Origin of the sequence: Streptomyces xanthophaeus (genome assembly GCF_000725805.1) — a bacterium.
In the GTDB taxonomy this organism is placed as follows: Bacteria; Actinomycetota; Actinomycetes; order Streptomycetales; family Streptomycetaceae; genus Streptomyces; species Streptomyces xanthophaeus.
In genome coordinates, this window is the sequence record NZ_KL647136.1 from 134960 (window position 1) to 156894 (window position 21935).

At 70.1% G+C, this 21935-nt stretch carries 19 protein-coding genes; 10 read left to right on the forward strand and 9 right to left on the reverse strand.

Annotated features, from left to right (window positions below):
* Nucleotides 1-38: 38 nt before the first annotated feature.
* Nucleotides 39-1199 (forward strand): alkaline phosphatase PhoX, encoded by a 1161-nt coding sequence (locus IO30_RS0137705; protein WP_031150852.1) that lies wholly within the window; start codon nt 39-41, stop codon nt 1197-1199.
* Nucleotides 1200-1261: 62 nt separating this feature from the next.
* Here the strand turns inward: IO30_RS0137705 and IO30_RS41490 are convergent, their stop codons facing one another.
* From IO30_RS41490 to dusB, 3 genes are all read right to left on the reverse strand, one after another.
* Nucleotides 1262-2257: an ArsR/SmtB family transcription factor gene (locus IO30_RS41490; RefSeq protein WP_078904100.1), complete on the reverse strand. Its 996-nt coding sequence runs from the start codon at nt 2255-2257 to the stop codon at nt 1262-1264.
* Between the two features lie 384 nt (nt 2258-2641).
* Complete coding sequence (gene ppdK, locus IO30_RS0137715) at nt 2642-5350, reverse strand: pyruvate, phosphate dikinase (protein ID WP_031150855.1); 2709 nt, start codon at nt 5348-5350, stop codon at nt 2642-2644.
* 364 nt (nt 5351-5714) lie between these two features.
* Nucleotides 5715-6857, reverse strand: a complete 1143-nt coding sequence (gene dusB / locus IO30_RS0137720; RefSeq protein WP_031150857.1) for a tRNA dihydrouridine synthase DusB — start codon at nt 6855-6857, stop codon at nt 5715-5717.
* 52 nt (nt 6858-6909) lie between these two features.
* Between dusB and IO30_RS0137725 the strand changes: the two genes are divergently transcribed.
* From IO30_RS0137725 to IO30_RS0137740, 4 genes are all read left to right on the forward strand, one after another.
* Nucleotides 6910-8355, forward strand: coding sequence for an MFS transporter (locus IO30_RS0137725; protein ID WP_031150859.1), 1446 nt, complete (start codon nt 6910-6912; stop codon nt 8353-8355).
* Nucleotides 8356-8403: 48 nt separating this feature from the next.
* Entirely contained in the window at nt 8404-9423 is a 1020-nt protein-coding gene (locus IO30_RS0137730; RefSeq protein ID WP_031150861.1) for an aldo/keto reductase, read from the forward strand.
* 21 nt (nt 9424-9444) lie between these two features.
* On the forward strand, nt 9445-10038 hold the full coding sequence (locus tag IO30_RS0137735) for a TetR/AcrR family transcriptional regulator (protein WP_031150863.1): 594 nt from the start codon (nt 9445-9447) through the stop codon (nt 10036-10038).
* A gap of 135 nt (nt 10039-10173) precedes the next feature.
* Nucleotides 10174-10875, forward strand: coding sequence for a VC0807 family protein (locus tag IO30_RS0137740; protein ID WP_031150865.1), 702 nt, complete (start codon nt 10174-10176; stop codon nt 10873-10875).
* 73 nt (nt 10876-10948) lie between these two features.
* Here IO30_RS0137740 and IO30_RS0137745 read toward each other — a convergent pair whose 3' ends face one another.
* Entirely contained in the window at nt 10949-12331 is a 1383-nt protein-coding gene (locus IO30_RS0137745) for a glycine--tRNA ligase (RefSeq protein ID WP_031150867.1), read from the reverse strand.
* Between the two features lie 154 nt (nt 12332-12485).
* Between IO30_RS0137745 and IO30_RS0137750 the strand changes: the two genes are divergently transcribed.
* From IO30_RS0137750 to IO30_RS0137765, 4 genes are read left to right on the forward strand one after another with little or no spacing between them, the layout of a single operon-like run.
* Nucleotides 12486-13466, forward strand: a complete 981-nt coding sequence (locus IO30_RS0137750; RefSeq protein ID WP_031150869.1) for a metal ABC transporter substrate-binding protein — start codon at nt 12486-12488, stop codon at nt 13464-13466.
* 29 nt (nt 13467-13495) lie between these two features.
* The gene (locus tag IO30_RS0137755; RefSeq protein ID WP_031150871.1) at nt 13496-14287 is read left to right on the forward strand and encodes a metal ABC transporter ATP-binding protein; all 792 of its coding nucleotides are present in this window, start codon (nt 13496-13498) and stop codon (nt 14285-14287) included.
* Nucleotides 14287-15153, forward strand: coding sequence for a metal ABC transporter permease (locus IO30_RS0137760; protein WP_037896319.1), 867 nt, complete (start codon nt 14287-14289; stop codon nt 15151-15153). Before IO30_RS0137755 ends, IO30_RS0137760 begins: the two co-directional genes overlap by 1 nt.
* A gap of 51 nt (nt 15154-15204) precedes the next feature.
* The gene (locus IO30_RS0137765; protein WP_031150874.1) at nt 15205-15633 is read left to right on the forward strand and encodes a Fur family transcriptional regulator; all 429 of its coding nucleotides are present in this window, start codon (nt 15205-15207) and stop codon (nt 15631-15633) included.
* Nucleotides 15634-15838: 205 nt separating this feature from the next.
* Here IO30_RS0137765 and IO30_RS0137770 read toward each other — a convergent pair whose 3' ends face one another.
* From IO30_RS0137770 to IO30_RS0137790, 5 genes are all read right to left on the reverse strand, one after another.
* Entirely contained in the window at nt 15839-16390 is a 552-nt protein-coding gene (locus tag IO30_RS0137770; RefSeq protein ID WP_031150876.1) for a hypothetical protein, read from the reverse strand.
* 35 nt (nt 16391-16425) lie between these two features.
* Nucleotides 16426-17247 (reverse strand): isoprenyl transferase, encoded by an 822-nt coding sequence (locus tag IO30_RS0137775; RefSeq protein ID WP_031150878.1) that lies wholly within the window; start codon nt 17245-17247, stop codon nt 16426-16428.
* 11 nt (nt 17248-17258) lie between these two features.
* The gene (gene recO, locus IO30_RS0137780) at nt 17259-18005 is read right to left on the reverse strand and encodes a DNA repair protein RecO (RefSeq protein WP_031150880.1); all 747 of its coding nucleotides are present in this window, start codon (nt 18003-18005) and stop codon (nt 17259-17261) included.
* A gap of 97 nt (nt 18006-18102) precedes the next feature.
* On the reverse strand, nt 18103-19671 hold the full coding sequence (locus IO30_RS0137785; RefSeq protein WP_031150882.1) for a nucleobase:cation symporter-2 family protein: 1569 nt from the start codon (nt 19669-19671) through the stop codon (nt 18103-18105).
* Between the two features lie 602 nt (nt 19672-20273).
* Nucleotides 20274-20969: a TerB family tellurite resistance protein gene (locus tag IO30_RS0137790; RefSeq protein WP_031150884.1), complete on the reverse strand. Its 696-nt coding sequence runs from the start codon at nt 20967-20969 to the stop codon at nt 20274-20276.
* Nucleotides 20970-21150: 181 nt separating this feature from the next.
* On the opposite strand from IO30_RS0137790, the gene IO30_RS0137795 reads away from it, so the two are divergent.
* On the forward strand, nt 21151-21909 hold the full coding sequence (locus tag IO30_RS0137795; RefSeq protein ID WP_031150886.1) for an SDR family NAD(P)-dependent oxidoreductase: 759 nt from the start codon (nt 21151-21153) through the stop codon (nt 21907-21909).
* The last annotated feature ends 26 nt before the right edge of the window (nt 21910-21935 follow it).

Here is a 21935-nt window from a genome sequence, read left to right on the forward strand (position 1 = left end):
CCGACCGGGCGCGGGGCCTTCCTCCCACAGGAGTGACCGTGGAACGTCGTACCTTTCTGCGCGGTGCCGTCATCGGCTCGTCGGCTGCCGCCTTCGGTGGCACGCTGATGCACGGCGCCGCCTACGCGGCCCCGGCTCAGCCCGGCGCCGGTCCGTACGGGGCCCTCGGCGCGGCGGACGCGAACGGCATCCAGCTGCCCGCCGGCTTCACCAGCAGGGTGATCGCCCGCTCCGGCCAGAACGTCGGCTCCACCTCGTACAAGTGGCACAGCGCCCCGGACGGCGGCGCCTGTTTCGTGGACGGCACGGGCTGGATCTACGTGTCGAACTCGGAGATCAACCCCAGCGGCGGCGCGAGCGCGGTGAAGTTCAACTCCTCCGGCACGATCACCGGCGCCTACCGGATCCTCTCCAACACCCGGCAGAACTGCGCGGGCGGCAAGACCCCCTGGAACACCTGGCTGTCCTGCGAGGAGGTCACCCGCGGCTACGTGTACGAGACCGACCCGTACGGGGTGAACGCGGCCGTCCAGCGGCCCGCGATGGGGCAGTTCAAGCACGAGGCGGCCGCCGCCGACCCGGTCCGCCAGGTGATCTACCTGACGGAGGACGAGACGGACGGGTGCTTCTACCGCTTCGTCCCGACCACCTGGGGGAACCTCTCCTCGGGCACCCTCCAGGTGCTCAAGGCCTCCACCGCCACCTCGGGCTCCTTCACCTGGGCCAACGTCCCCGACCGCGACGGCTCCCCCACCGCCACCCGCAGCCAGGTCTCGGGCGCGAAGAAGTTCAGCGGCGGCGAGGGCTGCCACTACGCCAACGACACCGTCTGGTTCACCACCAAGGGCGACAACCGGGTCTGGCAGCTCAACCTCACGAACAACACCTACGAGCTGGCCTACGACGACTCGCTGGTCCCCGGCGGCGCGGCCCCGCTGACGGGCGTGGACAACGTCACCGGGTCCTCGTACGGCGACCTGTACGTCGCCGAGGACGGCGGCAACATGGAGATCTGCCTGATCACCCCGGACGACGTGGTCGCGCCGTTCCTGCGGATCACCGGCCAGTCCTCCTCGGAGATCTGCGGTCCGGCCTTCTCCCCCGCCGGGAACCGGCTGTACTTCTCCAGCCAGCGCGGCACGAGCGGCAGCTCCTCCGGCGGCATCACCTACGAGGTCACCGGACCGTTCCGGGTCTGACCCGGCAGCGGTGAGGGCGCGGTCCCCGGGGAGCTCCCCGGGGACCGCGCCCTCGCGCGTTCCTACGAGGCCACCGCGCCGCCCTTGAGGAGGGCGGCGCCCAGCGGGGTCACCGTGTGCAGCACCGCATTGCCGTGCCGCAGGGTGGTGACTAGGCCCGCCTCGCGCATCACGCAGGCGTGCTGGCTCGCGGAGGCCAGCGAGACCCCGGCCCGGCGGGCGAGTTCGCTGGTGGTCGCGCCGTCGCCGATGGCCTTCAGCACCACCGAGCGGGTGTGCCCGACCAGTTTGCCCAGGGTGCGCACCCGCTGGTCCTCCGCCGGTCCCGCTGCGTCCCCGGTCGGCGCGGAGACCAGCTGCGCGGCGGCCGGGTAGACCAGCACCGGCGGCAGCTCCGGGTCGTGCAGGGTCACCGCGGTGCGGCGGCAGAAGAAGGAGGGCTGGAGCAGCAGCCCGCGCCCCCGCAGCCGTACGTCCCGGTCCACCGGGTAGTCGCACTCCAGCACCGGGGCCCGCCAGCGCAGCATCGGCGGCAGCGAGGCCAGCAGCTCGTCGGCGCCCCCGTCCAGCAGGGCCCGGCCGCGCGCGGCCCGCTCGGCCTCGATCTGTGCCTGGATGTGCGTCCAGTACGGCTCCACGGCGGAACGGTGATAGGCGCGCAGCTCGCCCAGCAGGCGGGGCAGGTGCTTGGTGCCGCCGTCCATGAACTCCCGCAGCCGGGGCGTCACGGGGGCGCCGGCGCCGAGCAGCGCGAGTTCCCCGCGCATGCGCTCGGGGCGGATCGCGCGGAGCGCGTCGACTCCCACGTCCCACCCGTACTGCCCCTCCACAGGGGTCAGGAAATCGGGGAAATAACCGCGGCTCGGTATGAGCATACCGAGCATGCGTGTTTCACTGTTCAACCGGCTCCGAGTTTCCGTTCGCCATTCACCGAACAACCGGGCGTCACGCCGGTCCCTTAAGCGGTGAAAGCTGAGAATCGTTTCCCACAACGCATCGGGACGCCCTGCCATCCGTACGCGTGCCAGGTCCACTCCAGTGAAATGGATACGCAGCACCGAACCCCCACCTGTGCAACCGCAATCCCCCCGCCCCATGAGTATGCATGCCGTCACACGTGGTCACCACGCCCTTTCGGCCACAGTTGAAACCCCTTTCGGCAGGGGCGTGACAACCGAAATCCTGTACTCCGCCGGGCACACTCCGATGCGACCGAAACGCTCCGCGAAGGCCGTGGGGGGCTTTGCGGGGCCTGGCGGTCGGTCGCACGGGAAGCGCCGACGTGCCCGGCAGAATGACAGCAGGCGGTGGACGGGTGGGGATCCGTCCGCCGCCTGCTGCCGTAAAGACTTGTTGAACAATAAAAATAGGCGCGCCCGCCCCCAGGGTGTCAGGGAACCCGGGGGCAGGCGCGGTCTGTGGGCCCTGTGCAGGGCGGGGGATCAGCGGCTGTCGCTGCCCTTGGACTCGGCGGCGGCACGGCCGGCCTCCAGGCGCGCCACCGGGATCCGGAAGGGCGAGCAGGAGACGTAGTCGAGGCCTACCTCGTGGAAGAAGTGGACGGACTCGGGGTCGCCGCCGTGCTCGCCGCAGACGCCGAGCTTGAGGTCGGGGCGGGTGGCCCGGCCGGCCACGACCGCGCTGCGCACGAGGGCGCCGACGCCGTCCTTGTCGATGGTCTCGAAGGGCGAGACCCCGAAGATGCCCTTCTCCAGGTAAGCGGTGAAGAACGAGGCCTCCACGTCGTCCCGGGAGAAGCCCCAGACCGTCTGCGTCAGGTCGTTCGTGCCGAAGGAGAAGAACTGCGCGGCCTCGGCGATCTGCCCTGCGGTCAGGGCGGCGCGGGGCAGCTCGATCATGGTGCCGATGGTCAGCTTGAGGCTGGTGCCGGTGGCGGCCTCCACCTCGGCGATGACCTGGTCGGCCTCCTCGCGGACGATCTCCAGCTCCTGGACCGTGCCCACGAGCGGGACCATGATCTCGACCCGCGGGTCGCCCTTCGCGTTCACGCGCTCGGCCGCGGCCTCGGCGATCGCCCGGACCTGCATGGCGAACAGACCGGGGATGACCAGGCCGAGGCGGACGCCGCGCAGACCCAGCATCGGGTTCTGCTCGTGCAGCTTGTGCACGGCCTGGAGCAGGCGCAGGTCGTTCTCGTTGGCGTCCTGACGGGACTCCGCGAGGGCGACGCGCACCGACAGCTCGGTGATGTCGGGCAGGAACTCGTGCAGCGGCGGGTCCAGCAGGCGGACGGTGACGGGCAGGCCGTCCATCGCCTCGAACAGCTCGACGAAGTCCTTCTTCTGGAGCGGCAGGAGGGCACTGAGTGCCTCCTCGCGCTCGCCGTCGGTGTCCGCGAGGATCAGTCGCTCCACCAGTTCACGGCGCTCGCCGAGGAACATGTGCTCGGTGCGGCACAGGCCGATGCCCTGGGCGCCGAAGCGGCGGGCGCGCAGCGCGTCCTCGGCGTTGTCGGCGTTGGCGCGCACGCGCAGCCGGCGGACGCGGTCGGCGTAGGCCATGATCCGGTGGACGGCGGCGACCAGCTCGTCGGCGTCGTCGGCGCCGGCGTGCATGCGGCCCTCGAAGTACTCGACGACCGGGGACGGTACGACGGGTACCTCACCGAGGTAGACCTTGCCGGTGGAGCCGTCGATGGAGACGACGTCGCCCTCTTCGATGACCGTCCCGCCGACCGTCATGCGGCGGCGCTTGGTGTCGACGTCGAGCTCCTCGGCGCCGCAGACACAGGTCTTGCCCATGCCGCGGGCGACGACGGCGGCGTGCGAGGTCTTGCCGCCGCGGGAGGTCAGGATGCCCTCGGAGGCGATCATTCCGTCGAGGTCGTCCGGGTTGGTCTCGCGGCGGATCAGGATGACCTTCTCGCCGGAGCGGGACCACTTCACCGCGGTGTACGAGTCGAAGACGGCCTTGCCGACGGCCGCGCCCGGGGAGGCGGCGATGCCGCGGCCGAGCAGCTCGGTCTTCGCGTTCTCGTCGAAGCGCGGGAACATCAGCTGGGCCAGCTGGGCGCCGTTGACGCGCTGGAGGGCCTCGGCCTCGTCGATCAGGCCCTGGTCCACGAGCTGCGTGGCGATGCGGAAGGCGGCGCCGGCGGTGCGCTTGCCCACGCGGGTCTGGAGCATCCACAGCTGGCCGCGCTCGATGGTGAACTCGATGTCGCACAGGTCCTTGTAGTGCGTCTCGAGGGTCTCCATGATGCCCATGAGCTGGTCGTAGGACTTCTTGTCGATCTGCTCCAGATCGGCGAGCGGCACGGTGTTGCGGATGCCCGCGACGACGTCCTCGCCCTGCGCGTTCTGCAGGTAGTCGCCGTAGACGCCCTGGTGGCCGCTGGCGGGGTCGCGGGTGAAGGCGACGCCGGTGCCGGAGTCGGGGCCGAGGTTGCCGAAGACCATGGAGCAGATGTTGACCGCGGTGCCCAGGTCGCCGGGGATGCGCTCCTGGCGGCGGTAGAGCTTGGCGCGGTCGGTGTTCCAGGAGTTGAAGACCGCCTCGATGGCGAGGTCCATCTGCTCGCGGGCGTCCTGCGGGAACTCGCGGCCGGCCTCCTTCGCCACGATCTTCTTGAAGAGCTTGACCAGCTTCTTCAGGTCGGCGGCGTCGAGGTCGGTGTCGACGGTGACCTTCTTGGCGGCCTTGGCCTCCTCGAGGGCTTCCTCGAAGAGCTCGCCGTCGACGCCGAGGACGGTCTTGCCGAACATCTGGATGAGGCGGCGGTAGGAGTCCCACGCGAAGCGCTCTTCGCCGGCCTGGGTGGCGAGGCCGGTGACCGACTCGTCCGAGAGGCCGATGTTGAGGACGGTGTCCATCATGCCGGGCATCGAGAACTTCGCACCGGAACGCACGGAGACCAGCAGCGGGTCGTCCGACTGCCCGAGCTTCTTGCCCATCTTCGTCTCGAGGGCCGCGAGGTGGGCGCTGACCTCGTCGCGCAGGGCGGCCGGGGCCGCGCCGCTGTCGAGGTAGACCTTGCAGGCCTCGGTGGTGATGGTGAAGCCGGGAGGGACCGGCAGACCCAGGTTGGTCATCTCGGCGAGGTTGGCTCCCTTGCCGCCGAGAAGGTCCTTGAGGTCGCGGTTGCCCTCGGTGAAGTCGTAGACGAGCTTCTGATCTTTGTTTTCCGACACGGGTCTCGACTCCTCGAGGCTCGGTGGCTGCCCTGACGGCCAGGAACATACCCAGATCGAAGGCTTCTGGGTACGTCCACATGCTCGTCATACGGCTGTAACCACCCGTGCGCCAGCAGATCGAAAGTAACCGGTGGGTAATGGGAAAGTACGAAAAGCCTTCACAACCCGAAGGCGGAGGGGGCTCCTGGGGCCTGATTGCGCTCGGATGAGCGATCATCGATACATTTGCGTTCAAGTCTTGAACGCTCAAAGGGTGGCACCCAGTGCCACCCTTTGAAAGTCTTACCCGTGACTTCAGTGCTCATCTGAGCGAAACCCCACCCATGCGTGGCGTATATCACGCGACACGGAGGGCGATTTGTCAGCCTCCGGAGGTGTCCAGTTCGGCTTCCTCGCTCACGCCCGCGCAGTCGTACGGGTCCTTCAGCCAGCCCTCCGGCAGGACAACTCGGTTGTTTCCGGACGTCCGCCCCCGGGGACCGTCCGCACTCTCGGGCCAGGCTTGATCCAGATCAAGCTCGCTCAGATGAGCGTCCAGTTCGGCGAGGGACGAGGTGACGGCGAGCTTCTTGCGCATCTCCGACCCCACCGAGAAGCCCTTGAGGTACCAGGCCACGTGCTTACGGAAGTCGATCACCCCGCGCGCCTCGTCGCCGATCCACTCCCCCAGCAGCTGCGCGTGCCGGTGCATGGTGCCCGCGACCTCGCGCAGCGTGGGCTTGTGGAAGTCCTCGGGGCGCCCCTCGAAGGCCGCCACCAGGTCGTTGAACAGCCACGGCCGCCCCAGGCAGCCGCGGCCGACGACCACGCCGTCGCAGCCGGTCTCGCGGACCATGCGCAGGGCGTCCTCGGCGCACCAGATGTCGCCGTTGCCGAGCACGGGGATCTCGGGCACGTGCTCCTTGAGCCGCGCGATGGCCTCCCAGTCGGCGGTGCCGCCGTAGTGCTGGGCGGTGGTGCGCCCGTGCAGGGCGATCGCGGTCACCCCCTCCTCGACGGCGATCCGGCCGGCGTCGAGGTAGGTGAGGTGCTCGTCGTTGATGCCCTTGCGCATCTTCATGGTCACGGGCAGGTCCCCGGCGCCGGCGACGGCCTCGCGCAGGATCGCCCGCAGCAGGTTCCGCTTGTACGGGAGGGCCGAGCCGCCGCCCTTGCGGGTCACCTTGGGGACCGGGCAGCCGAAGTTGAGGTCGATGTGGTCGGCGCGGTCCTCTTCGACGATCATGCGGACCGCTTTGCCGACCGTGCCGGGGTCGACCCCGTACAGCTGGATCGAGCGGGGCTTCTCGGTCTCGTCGAAGTGGATCAGCTGCATGGTCTTCTCGTTGCGCTCGACCAGGGCGCGGGTCGTGATCATCTCGCTCACGAACAGCCCCTTGCCGCCCGAGAACTCCCGGCAGAGGGTACGGAACGGGGCATTGGTGATGCCGGCCATGGGCGCGAGCACCACCGGGGGCTGCACGGTGTGCGGGCCGATCGCGAGAGGCGGAGGGAGCGTGGTCATTCCTCCATTGTCGCGCACGGCCAGAACGCCAGTTTGGCGTACTCTCCCCGATATGTCCGACTTGAGTCACCGGCGGCGCATGCTCGTGCTGGGGATCTGCTGCACGAGCCTGTTCATCGTCAGCCTCGACAACACCGTCCTGAACGTCGCCCTGCCCTCCATGCGCCAGGACCTCGACGCCTCGGTCGCCGGGATGCAGTGGACGATCGACGCGTACACATTGGTCCTGGCCTCGCTGCTGATGCTGGCGGGGTCCACGGCCGACCGGATCGGCCGCCGGAAGGTCTTCATCGCGGGCCTGGTCCTCTTCACCCTCGGCTCGCTGCTGTGCTCGATGACCCCGAGCCTGGAGTGGCTGATCGTCTTCCGGATGATCCAGGCCGTCGGCGGCTCGATGCTGAACCCGGTCGCCATGTCGATCATCGCCAACACCTTCACCGAACCAGCGCAGCGCGCCCGCGCCATCGGGATCTGGGGCGCGGTGGCGGGCATCTCCATGGCCGCGGGCCCGCTGATCGGCGGGGTGCTGGTGGACTCGGTGGGCTGGCGGTCCATCTTCTGGGTGAACCTGCCGGTCGGACTTCTCGCCCTCGTGCTGACCGTGCGCTACATCCCGGAGTCGCGGGCCGCCCGGCCGCGCCGCCTGGATCCCGTCGGTCAGCTGCTGGTCATGACCCTGCTCGGCACGGTGACGTACGCGATCATCGAGGGCCCCGCCGCGGGCTGGGGCTCGCCGGTGATCACCGGCTGCGCCCTGGTGGCCGTCGCCTCGCTGGTGGCGCTGCTGCTGTACGAGCCCCGGCGGACGGATCCGCTGATCGATCCGCGCTTCTTCCGCAGCGTCCCCTTCAGCGGCGCGACGGTGATCGCGGTGAGCGCCTTCGCGGGACTGTCCGGGGTGCTGTTCCTGAACACCCTCTACCTCCAGGACGTACGGGGGCTCAGCGCCCTGGACGCCGGGCTGTACCTGCTGCCGATGGCGGTCCCGACCTTCCTGAGCGCGCCGCTGGCGGGGCGGCTGGTGGGCACCCGGGGGCCGCGGCTGCCGCTGCTGATCGCGGGCGTGGCGATGGCGGTGAGCGGGCTGCTCTTCGCGGTCTTCTCGGCCGAGACCTCCACTCCCCTGCTGTTCGTCGGCTACGTGCTCTTCGGGATCGGCTTCGGCATGGTGAACGCCCCGATCACCAACACCGCGGTCTCCGGGATGCCCCGCTCCCAGGCGGGCGTGGCGGCCGCCATCGCCTCCACCAGCCGGCAGACCGGCGGCGCGCTGGGCGTCGCGATCGCCGGGGCGGTCCTGTCGGCCGGGCTGGCCGGGGGCGCGGAGTTCACCGCGGCGGCCCGTCCGGCCTGGTGGTTCATCACGCTCTGCGGGCTCGTCGTCCTGGTGGTGGGCGTGGCGACGAGCGGCCGCTGGGCCCTGGCGACGGCGGAGCGGACGGCGCGCACGCTGGAGGCCACGGCCGGCCCGAACCCCGACCGGGCCCCTTCGCACTGACGAGTGACAGATATTGAAATCTGTCACTCGTCATGCCATTCTCGTTCCATGACTACTCCGCAGACCGCACACCGCACCCTCGGCTCCACCGGGCCCTCCGTCTTCCCGCTCGGCCTCGGCTGCATGGGCATGTCCGCCCTCTACGGCGAATCCGACCGGGCCGAGTCCCTCTCGACCATCCACGCCGCCCTGGACGCCGGGGTCACCCTGCTCGACACGGGCGACTTCTACGGCATGGGCCACAACGAACTGCTGATCAACGAAGCCCTGCGCACCGCCCCCACCGCCGCCCGCGAGCAGGCCCTGACCAGCGTCAAGTTCGGCGCGCTGCGCACGGTCGAGGGCGGCTTCACCGGCTACGACGGCCGCCCGGAGGCCGTCAAGAACTTCCTGGCCTACTCGCTGCAGCGGCTCGGCCGGGACCACATCGACATCTACCGGATCGCCCGGGTGGACCCGGACGTGCCGATCGAGGAGACCGTCGGCGCGATCGCCGAGGCCGTCGAGGCCGGGCACGTGCGGCACATCGGCCTCTCCGAGGTCGGCGCGGACACCCTGCGCCGGGCCGCAGCCGTGGCCCCGATCGCCGACCTCCAGATCGAGTACTCCCTGATCTCCCGCGGCATCGAGGAGGAGATCCTGCCCACCGCCCGCGAGCTCGGCATAGGCGTCACGGCGTACGGGGTGTTGTCCCGCGGCCTGATCAGCGGCCACTTCACCCGCGACCGCGCGCTGACCCCGGGCGACTTCCGCGGCATGAGCCCCCGCTTCCAGGGCGATAACCTCGACCGGAACCTCGACCTGGTGGACGCCCTGCGCAAGGTCGCGGAGGGCAAGGGCGTGAGCGTGGCCCAGACCGCCATCGCCTGGGTCCTCGCGCAGGGCCAGGACATCGTGCCCCTGGTGGGCGCCCGCCGCCGCGACCGGCTCGCCGAGGCACTGGGTGCCATGGAGGTGGAGCTGGAGGCCGCCGATCTGGCCGCCATCGAGGAGGCCGTGCCCGTCGGCGCCGCGGCGGGCGAGCGGTACCCGGCCGCGCAGATGGCCCACCTCGACAGCGAGCACTGAACGGCCGGTACGGTCGTACCCATGCCCCCCGCAGCTGCCGAGCCCCTGACACCCGAGCGCATCCTCGAGACGACCGAGGAGGTGCTGCGCCGCTTCGGCCCCAGCAAGGCGACCGTGGTGGACGTGGCGCGCGCCCTGGGAGTCAGCCACGGCAGCGTGTACCGGCACTTCCCGTCCAAGGCGGCGCTGAGGGAAGCCGTCACGGACCGCTGGCTCGCCAAGAGCGTGGTCATGCTGGAGGAGATCGCCTCGGCCCCGGCCGAGAGCGCCCCCTCCAAGCTGGAGGCGTGGCTGGAGGCCCTCTTCGCCGCCAAGCGCCGCAAGGCGGGCGATGATCCCGAGCTGTTCGCCACCTACACCGTGCTGCTCGGCGAGAACAGCGGTGTGGTGGACGCCCATCTCACCGAGCTGATCGCCCAGCTGGCCCGGATCATCGGCGAGGGCGTCGCCGCCGGCACGCTGGCCGCCGAGGACGTGCCCGCCGCTGCCCGCGCGGTGTTCGACGCCACCGGCCGCTTCCACGATCCGCAGTACGCGGCCGACTGGCTCTCGCCGACGATCCTCACGGAGTTCGAGGCCGTCACCGCCCTGGTCGTGCGCGGCCTGCGCGCCTGACAGGCGGTCCGCACTGTCCGGAAGCTGCCGGTCCGGACACCTTGGCAAGCATTTTGATCCGCTCGCCTTGTACATGCCATAAAACTGTCCCTACGGTCCCCCTACCGCACCCATCAGGCCGTTCCAGGGGGAACCTTGTCCACCGCAGCAGCCCGACCCGCACCACCCGCACGTTCCGGCGCAGCCACCGCCCTCGGCTGGATCCTGACCATCGGCCTCAACGTGGTCGCGCCGATCATCACCTACAACACGCTCACCGACGACCACGGATGGAGCGAGTTCTCGGCGCTGCTGCTCAGCAGCGCCTGGCCGGTGCTCGACAGCGCCATCCATGTGGCCTGGCGGCGCAAGCTCGACGAGTTCGCCGTCGTCACCCTGGTGTTCCTGCTGATCACGGCCGTCGTCTCGCTCGTCGGCGCCCACTCGGGCCGGGCCCTGCTGATCAAGGACTCCGCCGTCACGGGGCTCTTCGGGCTGCTCTGTCTGGCCACCCTGGCGGCGGCCCGTCCGCTGATGTTCTACTTCGGCCGCAAGTTCGCCACCGACGGCACCCCGGAGAGCACCGCCTGGTGGAACGGCCTGTGGCAGTACGAGGGTTTCCGCACGACCATGCGGCGCATGACCCTCGTCTGGGGCGTGGCCTACGTCATCGAGTCCCTGGTCCGGATCGCCCTGGCGTACGTCCTGGACACCGACACGATGGTGATCGTCAGCCCGATCATGATCTACGGCGTGCTGGCGGCCCTGGGCGTGTGGACCGCCCGCTACGGCAAGCGCTCCCAGGCCGAGGGCGAGCGGCGCGCGGCCGAGGCCGAAGCGGCGGCCGCGGGAGGCTGAGCCCGCGGCCGGAACGGCCGGTGGCCCGGTGCGCAGTGTGCGCACCGGGCCACCGGTCGTTCAGCGGGGGAACCTAGCAGCCGAGCAGGCGGCTGCCGAGGTAGCTCTGGATCTGGTCCAGGGAGACGCGCTCCTGCTTCATGGTGTCGCGCTCGCGCACGGTCACCGCGTTGTCATCCAGGGTGTCGAAGTCCACGGTGACGCAGAACGGCGTACCGATCTCGTCCTGGCGGCGGTAGCGGCGGCCGATGGCGCCCGCGTCGTCGAACTCGATGTTCCAGAACTTGCGCAGGTCCGCGGCCAGGCCCTTGGCCTTCGGCGAGAGGTCCGCGTTGCGGGACAGCGGCAGGACGGCGACCTTGATGGGCGCCAGGCGCGGGTCGAGGCGCATCACGGTGCGCTTCTCCATGACGCCCTTGGCGTTCGGAGCCTCGTCCTCGACGTACGCGTCGAGCATGAAGGCGAGCATGGCGCGGTTGACACCGGCCGCCGGCTCGATGACGTACGGGGTGTACTTCTCCTTGGTCTCCTGGTCGAAGTAGCTCAGGTCCTGACCGGAGGCGGCGGAGTGGGCCTTGAGGTCGAAGTCGGTGCGGTTGGCCACGCCTTCGAGCTCGGAGAACTCGTTACCACCGAAGTTGAAGCGGTACTCGATGTCGGCGGTGCGCTTCGAGTAGTGGGACAGCTTCTCCTTCGGGTGCTCGTACCAGCGGATGTTCTCCTCGCGGATGCCGAGGTCGCGGTACCAGTTCCACCGCTCCTGCATCCAGTACTCCTGCCACTGCTCGTCCTCGCCCGGCTTGACGAAGAACTCCATCTCCATCTGCTCGAACTCGCGCGTGCGGAAGATGAAGTTGCCCGGAGTGATCTCGTTCCGGAAGGACTTGCCCATCTGCGCGATGCCGAAGGGGGGCTTCTTGCGCGAAGCGGTCTGCACCAGGGCGAAGTTGGTGAAGATGCCCTGGGCGGTCTCGGGGCGCAGGTACGCCTTGGAGGCGGTGTCCTGGCTCGGGCCGAGGTGGGTCTCCAGCATGCCGGAGAACTGCTTGGGCTCGGTGAACTGGCCCTTCACGCCGCAGAACGGGCAGTTGATGTCGGCGAGGCCGTTGGCGGGCAGACGGCCGTGCTTGGCCTCGTACGCCTCTTCAAGGTGGTCCGCACGGTGACGCTTGTGACAGGACGTGCACTCGGTCAGCGGGTCCGAGAAGGTCGCGACGTGACCGGAGGCCACCCAGACCTCGGGGGCCAGGATCACGGACGAGTCGAGGCCGACGATGTCCTCACGTCCGGTGACCATCGCCTTCCACCACTGGCGCTTGATGTTCTCCTTGAGCTCGACACCCAGCGGACCGTAGTCCCAGGCAGCCCGGGAGCCGCCGTAGATGTCACTGCACGGGAAAACGAAGCCACGGCGCTTGCTCAGGCTGACGATGGTGTCGATCTTGTCGGCGGCCACGGTGCTCTCTTCATTACGAGGACGAACGGCGAAGTCTTTAGATTACCGGCGCCCGTACCCCCCCTTTCAAATCGGTTCCCCTTCCACGGCCCGGACCGGGGCCGCCCACCTGGGTTTTTGACAATCGTTTCCATCTTTGATGAAAATGGATGTCATGAACGTACGACGCCTGATACCCACCGCCGCCCTCGCCGGAGCCGTCGCCCTCGGCGCCACGGCCCTCACCGCCTGCTCCGGAGCCGCTGCCACCGGTGGTACGGACGGCAAGCTCGCCGTGACGGCGTCGTTCTACCCGATGCAGTTCCTCGCCGAGCAGATCGGCAAGGACCACGTGAAGGTCGACACCCTGACCAAGCCGGGCGTCGAACCGCACGACCTGGAGATCACGCCGAAGCAGACCGCCCAGCTCGGCGAGGCCGACGTGGTCCTCTACCTCAAGAGCCTCCAGCCCGCCGTCGACAAGGCCGTCGCCCAGTCCGGCGTGAAGAACGTCGTCGACGCCGCCGCCCTGACCACGCTGGAGTCCCACGGCTCCGCGGGACACGACCACGGCCACGAGGGCGAGGGCGAGGCGGGCCACTCCGAGGACGAGCACGGCCACGGGGCCGAGGGCGCCACGGACCCGCACGTCTGGCTCGACCCGGCCAAGTACGCCGAGGTCGCCCAGGGCGTCGGCAAGGCGCTGGAGAAGGCCGACCCGGACCACGCCGCCGACTACAAGAAGAACACCGACGAGCTCGTCGCCAAGCTGAACGGACTCGACTCGGAGTTCAAGGACGGCCTGCAGAACTCGGCGTCCAAGACCTTCATCACCACCCACGCCGCCTTCGGCTACCTCGCCGAGCGCTACGGCCTGGACCAGGAGGGCATCTCCGGCGTCGACCCCGAGTCCGAGCCGAGCCCGGCCCGGATGAAGGAGCTCCAGGAGGTGGCGAAGAAGGACAACGTCTCCACCGTGTTCTTCGAGACCCTGGCCAGCGACAAGACGGCCAAGACCCTCGCGGCCGACACCGGCCTGAAGACCGACGTCCTCGACCCGCTCGAGGGAATCACCGACAAGTCCCAGGGCGCTGACTACTTCGAGGTCATGCGGTCGAACCTGAAGAACCTGCAGAAGGCACTCGGAGCCAAGTGATGACAGCGGCAGCAACGGAGGCGCGAGCCATGCAGTCCACGCCCGGACAGGCAGCGGACCAGCCCGTCATATCCCTGCGCGGGGCCACCGCCTCGCTCGGCTCGCGCCCCGTGCTGCGCGGGGTCGACCTCACCGTCCACCGCGGTGAGGTCGTCGCGCTCCTCGGCGCCAACGGTTCCGGCAAGTCCACCGCGGTCCGCGCGGTCGTCGGCCAGGTCCCGCTGAGCCGCGGCGAGCTCTCCCTCTTCGGCACCCCGTTCAAGCAGTTCCGCACCTGGTCGCGCATCGGCTACGTACCGCAGCGCACCACCGCGGCCAGCGGGGTGCCCGCCACCGTGCGCGAGGTGGTCACCGCGGGCCGCCTGGCCCGCACCCGCTTCGGGCTGCTGCGCAAGGCCGACCGGGAGGCCGTGGACAAGGCCCTGGCCCTGGTCGACATGGACGGGTACGCCACCACCTCGGTGAACGCCCTCTCCGGCGGCCAGCACCAGCGGGTCCTGATCGCCCGCGCGCTCGCCGTGGAACCGGAGCTCCTGATCATGGACGAGCCCATGGCCGGCGTGGACCTCGCCAACCAGGAAGTACTGGCCAACGCCCTGCGCGCGCAGGTGGCGGACGGCGCGACCGTCCTGCTGGTGCTGCACGAGCTCGGCCCGCTGGAGCCGCTGATCGACCGGGCCGTGGTGCTCCGCGACGGCTGCGTGGTGCACGACGGGCCGCCGCCGGAGGCCGTCGGGCAGCACGCCCTGCCCGGCCACGACCACGTACACCCCCACGCGGCGCACGACGCCGAACCCCTGCGGACGGGACTGCTGAGCTGATGGACCTCCTGAACTACGCCTTCATGCAGCGGGCCCTGATCGCGGCCGCACTGGTCGGCATCACCGCCCCGGCCATCGGCACGTACCTGGTCCAGCGGCGCCAGGCGGTCATGGGCGACGGCATCGGCCACGTCGCGCTGACCGGTGTGGCGCTCGGGTTCCTGCTCAACACCAGCCCGGTGTGGACGGCCACCCTCGTCGCGGTCGCCGGCGCCGTCGGCATGGAGCTCATCCGCTCGCGCGGCAAGACCTCCGGCGACATCGCGCTCGCCATGCTCTTCTACGGTGGTCTGGCCGGCGGCGTCCTGATCATCAACCTGTCGCCCGGCGGCTCCAACGCCAGCCTGAGCAGCTACCTCTTCGGCGCGATCACCGCCGTCTCGGCCGAGGACATCACCGCCGTCGTCGTCCTCGCCGCCTTCGTCGTCGCGGTCACCATCGGGCTGCGCAAGCAGCTGTTCGCCGTCTGCCAGGACGAGGAGTTCGCCCGCGTCACCGGGCTGCCGGTGCGGGCCCTGAACCTGCTGATCGCGGTCACCGCCGCGGTCACCATCACCGTCGCCATGCGCATCGTGGGCCTGCTGCTGGTCAGCGCCATGATGGTGATCCCGGTCGCGGCCGCCCAGCGGGTCACCCGCGGATTCACCGCCACCCTGACGCTGGCCATGGTCATCGGCGTGCTCGTCTCCCTGGGCGGCACCGTGTCCACCTACTACCTCGACGCGCCGTCCGGCGCCACGATCGTGCTGCTCGCCATCGCCGTGTTCATGGTCATGGCGGCGGTGTCCGCGCCCCTGGCCCGGCGCCGGGCGAACGCGGCCCGCGCGGCCGAAGAGCTCTGCACCCGGGACGACGTGAAGGTCTAGGAGGAGCAGCCGCCTGGCACAATGGCGGCAGGCCGATACGAGGAGGAACCGGTGGCGACTGCGCCTGGCGAGACGAATACCGCGCCAGTACGAGGACGATCCACCCGGCAGCGGGCCGCGGTCGCGGCGGCGCTGGACGAGGTGGACGAGTTCCGCAGCGCCCAGGAACTCCACGACATGCTCAAGCACCGTGGTGATTCCGTGGGCCTGACCACCGTCTACCGCACCCTCCAGTCGCTCGCGGACGCCGGCGAGGTCGACGTCCTGCGCACCAGCGACGGGGAGTCCGTCTACCGCCGCTGCTCCACCGGGGACCACCACCACCACCTGGTCTGCCGCAAGTGCGGCAAGGCCGTGGAGGTGGAGGGGCCGGCCGTGGAGAAGTGGGCGGAGGCCATCGCGGCCGAGCACGGCTATGTGAACGTGGCCCACACCGTGGAGATCTTCGGCACCTGCGCGGACTGCGCCTCAGCCGGCTAGGTCGTCTCTTTCGGATCTTGTCGGTCAGGTCCGCGTCGTCCGGTGCCGTGCCTCGGCGTGCTGCCGGGGCTGCCGCGTACTGGACGTACTCGGTTGCCCCGGCAGTGCGGCGAGGCGCGGTGCCGGGCGGCGCGGACCCGGCAAGATCCGAAAGAGACGGCCTAGGCCCGCCCCCTCAGGACGTCCGGGCGACGGACGTCGGGATCTAGAGCCTGCGCAGGTTCCGGTCCAGGACCTCGCGCAGGCGGTCGATGTCGGCGGGGGCCTGGGCGCCGCGCTTCGGCAGCACCGTCATGGCCACCGCCGCCTTGTCGTCGCTGAGCATGAGGAACACCTCGGCCGTCTCCGCGTACGTCGGCTGGGCACCCCAGCCGATGTGCGTACGGGTGTCGGCCGTCGTCACCAGTACGCCGGACCCGTCGACGACGACCCGGGCCTCCCCGCACTTCTCCAGCGCCCCGCCGAAGGCCCGCGCCTGGATCTGCGGGCCGAACAGCGAGAAGGCCAACAGCACGGCTCCGGCGACGAAGAAGAACAGGGGCCTGCCGAGGATCCCGTCCCCTTCGTTCAGGGCCAGCGTGCCGAAGCCCAGCGCCATCAGCCCGCCCAGGGGGAACGCCCACCGCCTGCGGCGTCCCGAGGCGGTGTGCGCGTCCCGCGTGCGCAGTGCGTGCGCGATGTCCGCCTTGGTCACCTGGAAGACCAGCTCGACCGCCTGGCCGTCCCGCTGGGCCGTCGGCTCCGTATCCGTGTTCATGACAGGAGCCTAACGGCGGGATCCGGCCGTTTTCCTCAGCCGCTCTGGCCCTCGGACTGGTTGGGGACGGCTCCGCCGAAGCGGCGGTCGCGCTGGGCGTACTCCAGGCAGGCCCGCCACAGGTCACGGCGGTCGAAATCGGGCCACAGCACGTCCTGGTAGACCATCTCCGCGTACGCGCTCTGCCAGAGCAGGTAGTTGGAGGTGCGCTGCTCCCCACTGGGGCGCAGGAACAGGTCCACGTCCGGCATGTCCGGGTAGTACATGTACTTGGCGAAGGTCTTCTCGTTGACCTTCGACGGGTCCAGCCGGCCCGCGGCCACGTCCCGCGCGATCGTCTGCGCCGCGTCCGCGATCTCCGCGCGGCCGCCGTAGTTCACGCAGAAGTACAGCGTCATGGCGTCGTTGTCGACGGTCTGCTCCTGCGCGACCTGGAGCTCCTGGACGACCGACTTCCACATCTTCGGCATGCGGCCGACCCAACGGATGCGGATGCCCAGTTCGTTCATCTCGTCGCGGCGGCGCCGGATGACGTCGCGGTTGAAGTTCATCAGGAAGCGGACCTCGTCGGGCGAGCGCTTCCAGTTCTCCGTCGAGAAGGCGTACAGGGAGAGGTTCTTGACGCCCATCTCCAGGCAGCCCTTGAGCACGTCCAGGACGACGCCCTCGCCGACCTTGTGGCCCTCGGTGCGCGGCAGGCCGCGCTCCTTGGCCCAGCGGCCGTTGCCGTCCATGACGATGGCCACGTGGTTCGGGACCAGCTCGCCGGGGATCTTCGGCGGGCGCGCACCGGACGGGTGCGGCTCGGGAACCTTGTACTCCCTGCGAGAGCGTCCCAGAATCCCGCGTCGTGCCATGTGCCCAGCTCCTATTTCTCGACGTATCGCAGGGAGCGTAGCCCGCGTTCCAGATGCCAGTGCAAATAGGCGGAGACCAGCCCGCTGCCCTCGCGCACGTGACGCGCCTCGCACGCGTCGGCATGGCCCCAGTCACCCGTCAGCAGGGCACTGAGCAGGGCTATGGCCTCCGACGAGGGTACGACGCTGCCGGGTACCCGGCAGTCCCCGCATATCACCCCGCCCGCGGCCACGGAGAAGTGCCGGTTGGGGCCGTGGATCCCGCATTTCGCGCAGTCCTCGAAGCTGGGCGCGTAGCCGTTGACGGCGAGGGAGCGCAGCAGGAAGGCGTCGAGGATCAGGTTCGGCTCGTGTTCGCCGCGGGAGAGCGTGCGCAGGGCGCCGACGAGGAGCAGGTACTGCTGTACGGCGGGCTCGCCCTCGTTCTCGGTGAAGCGCTCGGCGGTCTCCAGCATGGCGGTGCCGGCCGTGTAGCGGCCGTAGTCGGTGACGATGCCGTTGCCGTACGGGGCGATGATCTCGGTCTGGGTGCAGAGCGGGAGGCTGCGGCCGATGAGCTCGCTGCCGCGTGCGAAGAACTGCACGTCGGCGTGGGAGAAGGGCTCCAGCCGGGCGCCGAACTTGGACTTCGTGCGCCGGACCCCGCGGGCCACGGCCCGTACCCGGCCGTGGCCCCGGGTCAGCAGCGTGATGATGCGGTCCGCCTCACCCAGCTTCTGGGTGCGCAGCACGATGCCGTCGTCGCGGAACAGACTCATGCGCCCATTGTCACCCGCGCGGCGGTGGTTCCGGGGACAGCGCCGGCCCCTCGTCCGGACCGGTGTCCGGACGAGGGGCGGGCACCCCTTGGGAGGATCAGGAGGCGGGCGTACCCGCGCCGTCCGCCTTCTCGGAGCCGTCGGCCTTCTCGGCGCCGGCTGCGGGGGCCGCCGCCTGGGCGGGCACCGCGGCGACGGGCTCGGCGTTCGCGTCCCCGGCCTCGGAGTCGGAGTCGGAGTCGGCGGTCGCGGGCTCGGCGTGCGCCGGCACGGCGGCCACGGGCTCCTCGGCCGCGGAGCCGTGGGCGGTGTCCTTGGCGAGACCGTTGAAGATCAGGTTGAGGACGATGGCGGCCGTGGCACCGAGGGTGACACCGCTGTTGAGCAGCGAGGACAGGTCCGCGTCCATGTGCTTGGTGAAGAAGACCGGGACGGTCGCCGGGAGCAGGGCGAAGGCCAGGGAGACGCCGACGATCAGTGCGTTCTTCTCCTCCTTGAGGTCCACCTTGCCCAGGGTCTGGATGCCGGCCAGGGCGACCATGCCGAACATGACGGTCGCGGCTCCGCCGAGGACCCCGTGCGGGACGGCGGCGACGATGGCGGCGGCCTTGGGCAGCAGACCCAGGACGATCATGAAGACACCGGCGGCGACGACCACGAACCGGCTCTTCACCTTCGTCATGCGCACCAGGCCGACGTTCTCGGCGAAGGCGACGTAGGGGAAGGAGTTGAGGACGCCGCCGAGGGCGGTCGCGGCGCCGTCGGCACGCAGGGCGCGGGCCACGGTCTCGCTGTCGACCTCCTTGCCGACGATGTCGCCGACGGCGTAGGTGTCACCGGTCGTCTCGACCATGGTGATCAGCATGACGATCAGCATGAGGACGATGGGGAACCACTGGAACTGCGGGACGCCGAAGTGGAAGGGGGTGGTGACGCCGATCCAGTCGGAGTTGCCGACGTCGCCGAACTTCGCGTCCCCGAGGAGGAAGGCGACGAGGGTGCCGCCGACCAGGCCGAGCAGGATGGAGATGCTGGAGAGGAACGGCTTGCCGATCTTCATCAGGATCAGGATGAAGAGCATCGTGCCGCCGGCGTAGGCGAAGTGCTTCGGGTTTCCGAAGTCGGGGCTGCCGAGGCCGCCGGCGGCGTCGTTGAGGCCGACCGGGATCAGGACGATGCCCAGCACGGTGATGACCGTGCCGGTGACGACCGGCGGGAACAGCCGCATCACCGTCCGGAAGGCCTTGGCGGGCAGCCAGGCGAAGGCGAAGGTCGCTATGCCGGCCGTGATGACCGCGCCGTAGATGACCAGCAGTGCGGCCGTCCCGCCGCCCGCGCCGAGTCCGATGGCGATCATCGGGGAGACGGCGGTGAAGGTCACGCCCTGGATCAGGGGCAGCCGTGCGCCGATCCGGCCGATGCCGAAGGCCTGGATGATCGACGCGATGCCGCAGGTGAAGAGGTCCGCGTTGATCAGGTAGACCAGCTGCTCGGGGCTCAGTTTCAGCGCGTTGCCGACGATGATCGGGACGATCACCGCGCCGGCGTAGAACGCGAGTACGTGTTGGAAGCCGTAGAGCGCGAGCTTGGGGAGGGGGAGCACCTCGTCGACCGGGTGGGTGCTCTGCTTTCCGTTGCCGGAAAGCCGGGCGGCGACACGTGCCATCTGCCTGGCCCTTCAAAGAGGTAGGTAAGTGAGAGGAGATCTGGTTATCCCTGGCCGGAGTGGGTCGCTAACCCGTTGGTCCGCCAGGGTTGTCAGTGCATTCACTTGGATCGAAGCCCCGGTGTGTTACGGGCGGCGCCTCGTCGTGTGACCGAAATTGAACGCCTGTGGGGGGGCTCACAGATATCGTCAACTTCTACAAATTGTTGACAGTCGTCGATCTTCGAACTGTAGGTTCACCCCATGGCGGAGTGCCGCGCACGGGGGTATGCACCACACCCCTCCGAGAGGCACCCTCCGGTCGCGCAGTCGCGGACCGAGACCCCAACTGCCCACGCCACGCGCGGTGATGCACTCCGGGCGGGCGAAGTCACAGTCCCCACTCCGGCTGTCCGAGGCGTGGGACGCATCCGGCCCGCTTCGGCCTCCCCCGCGGCCGGGACGCCGCCCGGAGGGTACGAATCCGGTCGCGCGAGGCCGGATCGTTACGTCCGGAGGGGCCGTTTCGGACGGTTCCGGAGGCCTGCGCCCGTACACGAGGGCAGGGCCCGGCGGATGTCCGCCGGGCCCTGCCCTCGTGTTCCTCGTGGTGTGCGCGTGCCTCAGGGCGCGCGGACGGCCGACAGCAGCCGGTTCACCTCGTCGGTGCCGATGCGCAGCGCCGCGCCCACCGTGGCCAGGACCTCGCGCTCGGCCGGGGTGTACGGGCCGTCCGCGAGCGCGATGCGGGCGCCCTGCAGCAGGATCGATTCGCGGCCCGGGCCGGCCAGGTGCGGGGCCAGCGGCTCCAGGGCCTCGTGGAGCTCTATCGACAGGGCCGCCCCGCAGCACTCCGGGACGTCGTACAGGCCGAGCCGGCCCTCCTCGGTGGACAGCGCCTCCACGAGGGACTCCAGCTGGTCCTCCGTGCACTCCTGGAAGCCCACGGCCCGTACGGCGCACACGGCGGCCTCCAGGGGCCCGCGTGAGGCCGTCCCGCCCGCGGCCAGCACGGCCAGGCTCACGGTGTGCACGGCGTCGCGCAGCAGCGCCGTGAAGCGGGTCGTGGTCAGGTGGTCCAGGACCTCAGTGCCGAAGCGCTCGCGGCAGCCCTGGCACTCGACGACGGGCCCGGCCTCCCCGCGCGGCACCAGCGGCACCCCGAGGACGGTGAACCGGCGGCGCCCGGTCCGCCTGCGGTAATTGCGGTCCCCACCGCAGGCCGGGCAGAAGAACTCCCCGTCGCCCACAGTGCTCCAGGTGGTACGGATGCCCCAGACCGTAAGCTTCCGGCCGTCCCCACCCCGAACTGGCAGCACGTCGCACCTCCGTAACCGTCCGGCAGCACCGCCGGGTTGGCGTGATGTTAGCCACATCGGTGAGGATGCGTCAGCCGTGTGACAGGACAACCTCCTCCGCGGCCCGGACTTGGCCGAACTGTGCCCCGCCCCGGCCGCGCCTCCCGGGCGCCCACGAGGTGTCCTCCCTAGGGTCTTCCCCATGAACGAGAAGTCCTGTCTGGTGACCGGTGCCGCGAGCGGGATCGGCCGGGCGACCGCCCTGCTCCTGGCGCGTTCCGGGGCCCGGGTGACCGCGTCCGACGTGAACGGCCGCGGCATCGAGGCCCTGCGTACGGAGCTGGCCGGGGAGGGGTACGAGATCACCGCGGTCACCGGTGACGTGTCCGATCCGCAGTCCAACCGGGCGATGGTCGAGGCCGCGGTCGGGGCGTACGGGAGGCTCGACGTGGCCGTGGCGAACGCCGGGGTGCTCCCTCTTTCGGATGTACGGGAGACCAGCCCGCAGGACTGGGACCACGTCATGGCGGTCGACGGCCGCGGCATGTTCTTGACCTGTAAGTACGCCATCGAGGCGATGACGGCGCAGCCGCGGCCCGGCGGGGCGCTGGTCTGCGTGTCCTCGATCTCGGGGGTGGCCGGACAGGCCCGCCAGGCGGCCTACGGGCCGGCGAAGTTCGTCGCGTCGGGGCTGACGAAGCACCTCGCGGTGGAATGGGCGGCGCGCGGGATCCGGGTCAACGCGGTGGCCCCCGGAACCATCCGTACGGAGCGGGTGGTCGCGCTCCGGGACGAGCCGGGCGGGCCGGAGTACCTGGCGGAGATGACGGCCGCGCACCCGATGGGGCGGATCGGCGAACCGGAGGAGGTGGCCCGGGTGATCGCCTTCCTGGCCTCCGACGCCGCCTCGTTCGTGACGGGCGTGGTGCTGCCGGTGGACGGCGGCTACCTGGCTCGCTGAACCGTCCGGCGGCGGGTACGGCGACG